This is a genomic window from Streptosporangium sp. NPDC006013 (genome assembly GCF_040614275.1).
In the GTDB taxonomy this organism is placed as follows: Bacteria; Actinomycetota; Actinomycetes; order Streptosporangiales; family Streptosporangiaceae; genus Streptosporangium.
Genome location: NZ_JBEXUE010000379.1, coordinates 1 through 9,977, shown reverse-complemented (window position 1 = coordinate 9,977; position 9,977 = coordinate 1). Strand labels below are relative to the sequence as shown.

Annotated in this window: 8 protein-coding genes and 1 pseudogene; 3 read left to right on the top strand and 6 right to left on the bottom strand. The window is 72.6% G+C overall.

The window, feature by feature from the left end:
* The 4 genes from ABZ260_RS38245 to ABZ260_RS38230 form a co-directional block, all read right to left on the bottom strand.
* Nucleotides 1-1,451 (bottom strand): DUF5682 family protein (locus ABZ260_RS38245; RefSeq protein WP_355627239.1); only part of this gene is annotated, 1,451 nt, incomplete at its 3' end.
* Between the two features lie 252 nt (nt 1,452-1,703).
* Complete coding sequence (locus ABZ260_RS38240; protein ID WP_343980120.1) at nt 1,704-2,771, bottom strand: AAA family ATPase; 1,068 nt, start codon at nt 2,769-2,771, stop codon at nt 1,704-1,706.
* On the bottom strand, nt 2,768-4,207 hold the full coding sequence (locus ABZ260_RS38235; protein WP_355627237.1) for a DUF5691 domain-containing protein: 1,440 nt from the start codon (nt 4,205-4,207) through the stop codon (nt 2,768-2,770). The genes ABZ260_RS38240 and ABZ260_RS38235 overlap by 4 nt, the downstream gene beginning before the upstream one ends.
* Nucleotides 4,204-5,592: an SWIM zinc finger family protein gene (locus ABZ260_RS38230; protein WP_355627235.1), complete on the bottom strand. Its 1,389-nt coding sequence runs from the start codon at nt 5,590-5,592 to the stop codon at nt 4,204-4,206. Before ABZ260_RS38230 ends, ABZ260_RS38235 begins: the two co-directional genes overlap by 4 nt.
* A 268-nt stretch (nt 5,593-5,860) precedes the next feature.
* Here ABZ260_RS38230 and ABZ260_RS38225 point away from each other — a divergent pair, with 268 nt between their 5' ends.
* Nucleotides 5,861-6,292, top strand: a complete 432-nt coding sequence (locus tag ABZ260_RS38225; RefSeq protein WP_350916394.1) for a cupin domain-containing protein — start codon at nt 5,861-5,863, stop codon at nt 6,290-6,292.
* A gap of 56 nt (nt 6,293-6,348) precedes the next feature.
* Nucleotides 6,349-7,884 carry an aldehyde dehydrogenase family protein gene (locus ABZ260_RS38220; RefSeq protein ID WP_350916391.1) on the top strand — a complete coding sequence of 512 codons (1,536 nt, stop codon included), beginning with the start codon at nt 6,349-6,351 and terminating at the stop codon, nt 7,882-7,884.
* A gap of 79 nt (nt 7,885-7,963) precedes the next feature.
* Here the strand turns inward: ABZ260_RS38220 and ABZ260_RS38215 are convergent, their stop codons facing one another.
* Entirely contained in the window at nt 7,964-8,443 is a 480-nt protein-coding gene (locus tag ABZ260_RS38215) for a hypothetical protein (RefSeq protein WP_355627233.1), read from the bottom strand.
* A 158-nt stretch (nt 8,444-8,601) separates the two neighbouring features.
* On the opposite strand from ABZ260_RS38215, the gene ABZ260_RS38210 reads away from it, so the two are divergent.
* Nucleotides 8,602-9,408, top strand: a complete 807-nt coding sequence (locus ABZ260_RS38210) for a class I SAM-dependent methyltransferase (protein ID WP_355627231.1) — start codon at nt 8,602-8,604, stop codon at nt 9,406-9,408.
* 63 nt (nt 9,409-9,471) lie between these two features.
* On the opposite strand, the pseudogene ABZ260_RS38205 reads toward ABZ260_RS38210, so the two are convergent.
* Nucleotides 9,472-9,977, bottom strand: a pseudogene (locus ABZ260_RS38205) (zinc carboxypeptidase); the annotation flags it as partial.

Here is a 9,977-nt window from a genome sequence, read left to right as displayed (position 1 = left end):
ACGCTGTAACCGCCGGACTCGCTGATCGCCTCGGTACAGCCGTCGAACAGCTCGCGGTGGTGTCGCACCGCGTATCGCGCGCCGTACTCGGGCCGCCAGGTGAGCGACCACGACTCGCGGAAGGTGCCCTTGCTCCGGCTCTCCTGGGGAGTGCCCCAGCCGACGCCGAGCAGGCGGAGCCTGTGCAGCAGCCTGCTGCGCTCCAGGTCGAGGGGTTTGCGCAGGTCGAGGTCGTACTCACGGTCGAGCGCCTCGGGCTTGAGCCTCACCCGCCGCTGCTCCTCGCGCAGGTGGCGCTGGAGGGGGACCATCGGGGTGCTGTCCGGCACCTGGCCGAGCCGCTCCCCCACGACCATGCGCCGCTGGATCAGCTCCACCGGCAGGTCGTCGCCCTCACACAGCACCGCCCTGACCGCCTCGGTGACCTCCGCCAGCCCGGCCAGGGGCCGTCCCCTGAGCACGGCCAGGCCTTCGGCGAGCCGGACCGCCTCGATGACGTGGGCGGAGGAGACCGGCAGGTCCTCCTCACGGAGCACCCCGGCCGCCCCGGTCAGCCACCGTTCGACGGGGCGGTCCGGGGAGGCGAACAGATGGTGGTACCAGCCGGGGGAGGTCACACCCGCGCCGTACCCGCTCCAGGAGGCCAGCCGCCCGTACGTCCACGGCACCCAGGTGATCTCGGCCCTGACCTTGGGCAGCCCTCTGAGCAGCGTGTCGTCGGCCTTCACGGTGGGCAGCCCGGCGCCCCAGGGCGCCCCCGCACCCGCCGTGCCCGCCAGCGCGGGGACGTGCCAGGCTCCGCAGACCACGGCGATCCGCTCGAAGCCGTCCCGGATCGCCCTGCGGATCGTGCGCCGCATGAAGGCCTCGCGCCGCGCCTCGTACTCGTCGGCGACGTGTCCCTCGCGGACCGCCTCCACGGCCTGGGCGATCATGTGGAACGGGGTGTCGCCGCGGTGCTCGACGGCGTCCTCCCACCACCGCTCCGGGTCGTCGTATCCGGCGGCGCGGGCGAGGGCCCCGATCGGATCGACCTGTACGGCGTCATCCGCCGTCTCACGATGGAAGCCGGGAACACCCGTGTCCGGCTCCTCTCCTGGCCGCGGCTCGGCGTCGCCGGTCGCGCCGGGGCGGGAGGCGAGGCTGTGCGCGGCCGGCAGGTCACAGAAGCGGACCGGGATGCCCGCCCCGACGGCGTGGCGGAGCGCCTGCCACTCGGGGGAGAACACCGCGAACGGCCAGAACGCGGCGGTGGACGGCTCGCCCGGCACGTGGGCGAGGAGCGCCACCGGTGGCTGCAGGTCGGGGTCACGGGCCAGCTCGACCAGCTCGTCCGCCTCGGGCGGGCCCTCGATGAGCACGATGTCCGGCCTGAGGCGGTCAAGCTCGTCGCACAGGGACCGCGCCGACCCGGGTCCGTGGTGCCGGATCCCCAGCACGGAAACGCTCATCGTTGCCTCCCGACCGGTGAGGAAGCCGTCTCACCGACCGCCGGCACCGGCGGCGTGATGCGATGGCGACCACGCGGGGTGGCCACGGGCGTGCCACCCGATACGGGACCGAGGCCAGGTGAGGAAGCCGTCTCACCGACCGGCGGCATGGCGCGATGGCGACCACGCGGCCTGACCACCGGTGTGCCACCCGATACGGGACCGGAGCCCGGGACGGAGATCGGGAGCGGCCCCCTCCCGGGGATCACCGCCTCAGCCCGCGTCACGGCAGGCCCGGTAGAAGTCGCGCCAGTCCTGGCGCTCGCGCACCACGGTCTCCAGGTACTCGCGCCAGACGACGCGGTCGGAGACCGGGTCCTGGATCACCGCGCCGGCGATGCCCGCGGCCACGTCGGAGGGGCGGAGCACCCCGTCGCCGAAGTGCGCGGCCAGCGCGATGCCGTTGGTGAGGACGGAGATGGCCTCGGCGGTGCTGAGCGTGCCGCTGGGGGACTTGACCTTGGTGCGGCCGTCCTCGGTGACGCCGGTGCGCAGCTCCCGGAAGACCGTGACGACGCGGCGGATCTCCTCCAGCCCGGTGAGGGTCTCGGGCAGCTCCAGGGAGCGGCCGAGCTGGCCGACCCTGCGGGAGACGATGTCCACCTCCTCCTCGGCGGTGGCGGGCACCGGCAGCACGACCGTGTTGAACCGGCGGCGCAGTGCGCTCGACAGGTCGTTGACGCCGCGGTCACGGTCGTTGGCGGTGGCGATGATGTTGAAACCGCGCTCGGCCTGCACCTCCCGGTTGAGCTCGGGAATCGGCAGCGTCTTCTCCGACAGCACGGTGATCAGCGCGTCCTGGACGTCGGAGGGCATCCGGGTCAGCTCCTCCACCCGGGCCAGCCGCCCCTCGGCCATCGCCCGCATCACCGGGCTCGGCGTGAGCGCCTCCATGGACGGCCCCTCGGCCAGCAGCCTGGCGTAGTTCCAGCCGTAGCGGATGGCCTCCTCCGCAGTGCCCGCCGTACCCTGCACGAGGAGTGTGGAGTCACCGCTGATCGCGGCGGCCAGGTGCTCCGAGAGCCAGGTCTTGGCGGTGCCGGGCACGCCGAGCAGCAGCAGCGCGCGGTCGGTGGCGAGTGTCGCCACGGCCACCTCGACGATGCGCCGCGGCCCGATGTACTTGGGGGTGATCTGGTCGCCGTCACCGAGGATGTAGGTGGTCACCGCCCAGGGCGACAGTTTCCAGCCCGGCGGGCGGACCCGGTCGTCGCCCTTGGCCAGGACCGCCAGTTCCTCGGCGTACTGGTCTTCGGCGTGGGCCCGCAGAACCGTTGTCACTGTGTGAGCTCCTTCAACATGTCGTCACGGAAACGCAGGAGGGCGGCGACCTCCTGGATGGACGGCTCCGCTGAGAGCCGCCCGGCCATGTCGTGCAGTGCCGGATCGACGCGCTCACCGGCGAGCTTGGTCAGCTCGCCGAGGTTCCACGGCTGGGTGCCGGACACATCGATGATCTTCTGGAGGACCGCCGTGGCCAGGGCCGGACCCCACGGGGCCGCGGCCCCGCCGAGAACCATGATCAGTTGGCCGTCCAGGCCGTGCCGCCGTACGAAGTCGGCCGCGACGATCTCCTGCCTGTCGCGGGGCAGCGCGGCCAGTAGGTCGGCGATCGGGTCCCAGGCGAAGAGCTCCAGCGCCCACTCCGGGTCGCCCTGGAGAACGGTGGCCCTGACCCAACCGGCCATGACCTCGCGGTTCCAGTCGACGATCTTCATGCGGACCAGCTCCCCGGGCGACCGGCCGAGCAGCCGGGGCCAGACGCCCAGCGGGGTGCGGGCCACGGCCTGCTGCAGCCACCAGCCCCGCTCGCCCGTCCCCCGGGGCGCCTTCGCCCGGATGCCGTCGCGCTCCATGGCGCTGTCGCAGGCCACCGGCGGGTCGACGTGGATCTCACCGCCGGCGACGGTGACATACCGGGCGACGCGCTCCGCCATGCGCAGGGCCAGGCGCGATCCGGGGAGCCGGGTGAGCAGGTCGGCCGCCTGGTGGCGGACCTCGCGGCGGCGGTCGTCGAGCGCGGACTCCAGGAACGGCTCGTCCTCAAGCGACAACCCCGTGGTGAGAGCCTCCAGGAACGCCGCCCTGTCGTCGGGGCTCTCCTTCTCCCAGGTGGCGGCGAGCAGTTCCCTGGCCCTCGCCGGATCGGCTGCCCGCAACTCGCCCAGATGGACGCGACGGTCACCCGAGGTGCCGAACTCCCAGACCTGCGAGGTCGGCCCAGAGTCGGTCGCGGGGCCGGTCGCGGGGCCGGTCACGGCCACTCCCGTGACCTCCTCAAGCAGGAAACCCCACGCCGGGTTCAGCCCCGCCAGCCAGCGCCCCCGGTTGCCCGCCAGGACGCCGAGATACGGCCGGATCGACCTGTCCCTGACCGCGTGGTCGAGAAGCTCGGGCAACAGGTGGGGCGAGAGGCGGTAGCCACGCCCGGCCGCGGTCTCCAGCCACTCGGTGAGCAGTCTCGGCTGCTCACCACCGAGAACGCGGGCAAGCCGGTCGCCCGCGGCGCGCGAGACCTCCGGCTGCTCCTCGGGCGCCGCGAGACTCGGCGGCTCGCCCGGGGCGACCGGCCGCCGCCCCGCGCGCATCCGCAGCGTGTGCACGGCCGCGCGGCCGAGCAGCTCGACCTCGCTCGCCCTCTCCCCCGGCAGCGGGCGCCGGTCGGTCCCGACGAGCGCGGTGGACACCAGTTCCTCCCAGTCGGCGGAGGCGTTCACAGGGCGATCACCCGGCCTTCCTCATCCCAGGTCGTGAGGGGGCGCAGGCCCCTCGGGGTCCATTCGGCGGCGACGGTCAGCGGATGGCCGCCCGAGGTGGCGACCAGCCGCCACGGGGTTCCCGTGGACGGGTGGAGCGGCAGCCCGCCGGAGGGCCCGGCCAGGAGCCGCGAACCACTCCCCGCGGGGGTCACCCCCTCCAGCACGAGCGGCCAGGAGTCGAGCCAGGGGTCGCCCGCCAGAGCCTCGGCCACCTCGTCCAGTGCCCGCTCGATGCTCTGGCCGGGCGGCGGGCCGGCCGGGGCGGCGTCGTGCCGGGCGGCGACCACCGCGCGCAGCGGAGTCGAGCCGGGGTAGAACGCCAGGTCGGCGTCCATGGTCGTGCCGGTGACGAGCGAGGCGTCGAGAGCCTGTCCGACCGGTGCGAACGAGAGCACCAGTGCCGCCCTGCCCGTCTTGCGCCCGCGCAGCCAGACCCGGCGCGCGATCAGCCGGTCGTGCTCCTCGTCGCGCCGTCCCAGCACGTCCCACAGGTCGCGGACGACCTCCCCCGCGAGCACCTCCTCCTTCGTCACCGAGAAACCGACCCGGTCACGCACCCTTTCCAGGAGCCCCGTGGGCGCGACCTCCGGCACACCCCCGGGGCCGTCACCGGTCCCGTCACCGGTTACGTCACCGGTTACGTCGCCGGTCCCTTCGCCGGCCGGAGCCGCGAGGTTGCGGTGGGCCACGCAGAGCAGGTGCAGCAGCGCGTACTCGCTGAGCAGGCGGGCGGGCCAGTCATCGCCGTCCAGCACGGCGGGCAGGCGCGACAGCGAGCCCGCGACGGCGGGCGCCTGGGCGTCGATCAGGCGCTTGACCAGGTCGTCCCACTGGTCGTGGCGCCGTGACCCGGCGAGGCCCTGCCTGACCTGGTCGGCGAGCCAGCGTTCCAGATCCGACAGACCGGCGCTCACGCGCTGTTCGCGCAGCGCGGCCCGGCGGCCGTCGGCGGGAGCCGCCTCGGCAGACCTGGCGGCGCGGGTCGCCCCGGCCTCCACCGCCCTGGCCGCGCGGTCGCGCCGCCCGTCGAGCCACTCACCCACCCAGTCGGCGACCTCCTCCGCGACGGGGACACCGTCGGCCGACCACAGGAGCAGCAGGCCGAGAGCGTGCTTGCACGGGAACTTCCTGCTGGGGCAGGTGCATCGGTAGGCGGGCTCGGACAGGTCGACGCAGGCCCGGTAGGGCTTGGAGCCGCTGCCCGCGCACTCGCCCCACACCGCGTCGGCGGTGACTCCGGTCCCCGACCACTTTCTGGGGGAGGAAATTGTCCCGGCCGCTTTCTGGGACGAGGCGTCGGGCGCGAGCGCCAGCACCTGATCCCGGTTCCACCGTTCGATCACGGACCGAACCTAGCCAACCCCTCCGACAAATCCGGACCACTCACCCCGCAGGACGATCTCCGTCACCCCGGTGACTCCCGCACCGATCGGCAGCCCTCGTCGCGCCCGGTACGCGCGCCCCCTCGCGCGCCCGCCCCGCCGACCGTCCAGACGGCTTCCGCCGCGGGGGACGCCCGCACCGTCCGGCACCCACACGTCGGCGATACGTCGGCGCGTACACGAACCTCATACGGTCCGTCCGAGGAGCCGGGTCCCTAGAATCGGTGCGATGACGACCTCTTCCCGTCCTCCGCTCGCCGAGACCCTGGACCTGCTGCCGCACCCCGAGGGCGGCTGGTTCCGCGAGACCTGGAGAACCTCCGTCGACCTCACCCCGCCCGGGTACACCGGAGCGCGGGCCACCGCGACGGGGATCTACTTCCTGCTGGGGCCCGGCGAGGAGTCGCGCCCGCACGTGGTCGCCTCCGACGAGGTGTGGCTCTGGCACCGGGGCGGCCCGCTGACACTGGTCCTCGGCGGCCACGAGGGCCAGCCCACCCACTCCGTGACCCTGGGTCCGCTGGTGGAGGAGGGCCAGGTCCCGCAGGCGGTGGTGCCCGGCGGCACCTGGCAGGCCGCCCGCCCCGCCGGGGACGAGGCCGTGCTGGTGAGCTGTGTCGTGTCCCCGGGTTTCGACTTCGCCGACTTCCGGCTGATGTGACGGCCTCGTCCTTCGCGGGGAGAATGCGGTCACAGGTCCATACCGGGAGGTCGAAGGTGACCAGCGAGATCGTCTCCGTCATCGGCGGAAAAGAAGCGTCCAACGGCACCGCCTACGAGTCGGTCAACCCGGCTCGCCTGAACGAGGTGGTCGCGCGGGTCCGGCTGGCGGACGCGAGCACGTTCTCCTCCGCGTGCCGCACGGCCACCGCGGCCCAGCGGGAGTGGTCTCGGGTTCCCGCGCCCGTCCGGGGGCGGGTGATCGCCTCGATCGGGCGGCTGGTGGAGGCCAACGCCGAGGAACTGGCCCGCCTGGTCACCCGCGAGATCGGCAAGCCGTACGCCGAGGCGCTGGGCGAGGTACGCGAGATCGTCGACACCTGTGACTTCTTCCTCGGCGAGGGCAGGCGGCTGTACGGGCAGACGGTTCCCTCGGAGATGCCGGACAAGAACCTGTTCACCTTCCGGGTCCCCGTGGGAGTGGCCGCGGTGATCACGGCGGGAAACTTCCCGGTCGCGGTGCCGTCGTGGTACCTGGTCCCGGCGCTGCTGTGCGGCAACGCGGTGGTGTGGAAGCCCGCCGAGTACGCGGCGGCCTCCGCGCACGCGCTCTATCGGCTGTTCACGGCGGCCGGGCTGCCCGACGGCGTGCTGAACCTGGTCCTCGCCGACGGCGCCACGACGTTCGAGGGCCTGGAGTCGGCGCTGGCCGAGGGCACGGTGCACAAGGTCGGGTTCACCGGATCCACCGCGGTGGGCCGCGCCGTCGGCGAGCTGTGCGGGCGCCACCTGCAGTCCCCCTGCCTGGAACTGGGTGGCAAGAACCCGATGGTGGTCATGCCGGACGCCGACCTGGACCTGGCCGTGGAGGGCGCGCTGTTCGCGGGCTTCGGCACCGCCGGGCAGCGTTGCACGTCACTCGGCACGGTGATCGTGCACGAGAGCGTCCACGAGGAGTTCCTCCGCCGGTACGCGCGCGCCGTGGCGGAGGCGGCGATCGGCGACCCCGCCGGGGACGTGCTCTGCGGCCCGCTGCTCGAGGAGAGGTTCGCCTCGCGCTACGAGGAGTACCTGGGCTGGATCCAGCCGCACCACACCGTCGTCTCCGGTCCCACCGGCCGCATCACCCCGGACAACCCACGCGCCGGCTTCACCGGGGAGGGCGGCCTCTACTACCACCCGGTGGTCGTGGACGGCGTCCGCCCCGGCGACCGGCTCTTCCTTGAGGAGACCTTCGGCCCCATCGTCGGCGTGACCGCCTTCAGCACGCTGGAGGAGGCCGTCGAGTTGGCCAACCTTCCCGGCTACGGGCTCTCCTCCTCCATCTACACCACCGACCCGAAGTCGGCGTTCCACTTCCGTGCCGGCATCGGCGCGGGCATGGTGAGCGTCAACAACTCCACCTCCGGCGCGGAGGCTCACCTGCCCTTCGGCGGCAACGGCAGATCTGGCAACGGCAGCCGCCAGTCGGGGGTGTGGGTTCTCGACCAGTTCACCCGCTGGCAGGCGATGAACTGGGACTACTCGGGCAGGCTGCAGAAGGCCCAGATGGACGTCGCCGAGATCGTCCCCGACCTGGACTTCCGCCTCTGACGCCCGGTGACGCTTGGCGACGCTTGGTGACCGCCGGCCCCCGCCCCGTGGCGGGGTCCAGTGGTCCGTGGCGGCGGGTTCAGTGGTGGGGAATCACGTGTTCGAAGAGCTCGAAGCTGGTGAAGAGCAGGAACGCGGCCACGATGAGGGAGTACAGCAGGGCCGGCTGCGGCACGCGGCGACGCGGCCGGGGCTCGGCGGGCGAGACACCGGCTCCCAGCGCGGGGACCGGGGTCGGACCGGGGCCTGGGGCCGGGGCGGGACCGGGGGTGAAAGCGGCGACGGGGACCGGGGTGCCGTTCTGGGGGTGCGCACCCACCGGGAAGACGCGGACACCGTCACAGCCGCAGGCGGGGCAGCTCAGTCCCGACCAGGGCGGCTGGACCATGACGCCCGACCTCAGCCAGAGCACGACGTCGTGTCCGTGCCCGTCGGTCAGGTGACGGACGAGGTACTCCTCCTGCCAGAGGTGCCCGCAGCGCGTGCACCCCAGTGGCCAGGTCTCGTGAGCGCTGAACTCCTCGTGCACGAGGACCACCCCCATTGTGTCAGCGAACATCCCATCTGAGTGTGGGCGCCCCCCCTCGTTACAGCAAGCGATGAAAAGGTGCGAAATCTGTTACGACCACACAATGAGACCATATAATGAGACGATTCTTCTTGAAATATGAGATTCCTGTTACGGTCAGGGCCGACGGACAGAAGGAGAGGTCTCCCATGACAGGCAAGGACGCCGTCTACACGCACGGACACCACGAGTCGGTGCTCAGGTCCCACCGGTGGCGTACCGCGGAGAACTCGGCGGCCCACCTCCTGCCGTACCTGAGAGCGGGCATGACGCTGCTGGACGTGGGCTGCGGGCCCGGCACCATCACCGCCGACCTGGCGGAGCGTGTCGCGCCCGGCACGGTCACCGCGGCCGAGATCAGCGAGGAGGCGCTCGGCCTGGCCCGCGCGGAGGTGGAGCGGCGCGGGCAATCCGGCGTCGAGTTCTCCGTGGCGGACGTGCACGAGTTGTGCTTTCCCGACGACACCTTCGACGTCGTCCACGCCCACCAGGTGCTCCAGCACGTCGGCGATCCCGTGCTGGCGCTGCGCGAGATGCGGCGGGTCTGCAGGCCGGGCGGGATCGTCGCGGTACGCGACAGTGACTACACCGCGTTCACCTGGTTTCCCGAGATGCCCGAACTGGACGAGTGGCTGGACCTCTACCTGAGATTGGCCAGGGCCAACGGCGGCGAGCCCGACGCGGGGCGGCGACTGCTTTCCTGGGCGCACGCGGCGGGGTTCACCGACGTCTCGGCCACCTCCTCGACCTGGTGCTTCGCCACACCCGAGGACCGCGCCTGGTGGGGCGGCATGTGGGCCGAGCGGATCCTGAAGTCCGACATGGCCCGCCAGGCCCTCGCCTCGGGCAGCACCGAGGAGGACCTGCGCCGCCTCTCGGAGGGCTGGCGCGCCTGGGCAGGGGAGCGGGACGGCTGGCTGTCGCTGCTCCACGGCGAGCTGATCTGCCGCGTCTGACCGGCACCGAGCCCACCGGTGAAGGGCTCGGGGCGCCCTCGGCGAAGGCGCCCCGGCGGAGGGTCAGGGTTGCTGGGTGATCTTGACGTTGTCGATGCCGGCCTCCACCAGCGAGGCACCCGAGGCGTCGGCGGCCTCGATCAGGATGCGGACCGTCTGGCCCGCGAAGGCGGAGAGGTTGGCCGTGGCGACCGCCCAGGCGCCGTTGCGGTTGGCGGCCGCGCCGAGCTGCTGGAACACCTGGGTGGTGGTGGAGCCGACGACCTTCACCCGCAGGAAGTCGGCGGTGGAGGAGTTGGAACCGTGCGCCAGATACCACGACAGCGACAGGTTCAGCGTCCCGGTCGACGGCAGGGTGATGGCCGGTGACTGGATGCTGGTGACTCCTCCGTCGATGTCGTAGTCGCCCGCCGCGGTGCCCGCGAGCCTGCCGGTGACCAGGTCGTTGGTGCCGCTGACCGTGGTACCGAGCTGCTTGGCGCCGCTGGAGGTGGTGGCCTGCGGGACGCCGCGCTCCCACTGGCCCGAGGTGGCGGTGTCGGTGCCCGAGGGGTTGGTCGTCCAGCCGG

What these genes read in the sequence shown, in the direction of transcription:
- ABZ260_RS38225 (WP_350916394.1), top strand. Translation starts at nt 5,861, where the DNA reads ATGACGACCTCTTCCCGTCCTCCGCTCGCCGAGACCCTGGACCTGCTG.
- ABZ260_RS38215 (WP_355627233.1), bottom strand. Translation starts at nt 8,443, where the DNA reads ATGTTCGCTGACACAATGGGGGTGGTCCTCGTGCACGAGGAGTTCAGC.
- ABZ260_RS38210 (WP_355627231.1), top strand. Translation starts at nt 8,602, where the DNA reads ATGACAGGCAAGGACGCCGTCTACACGCACGGACACCACGAGTCGGTG.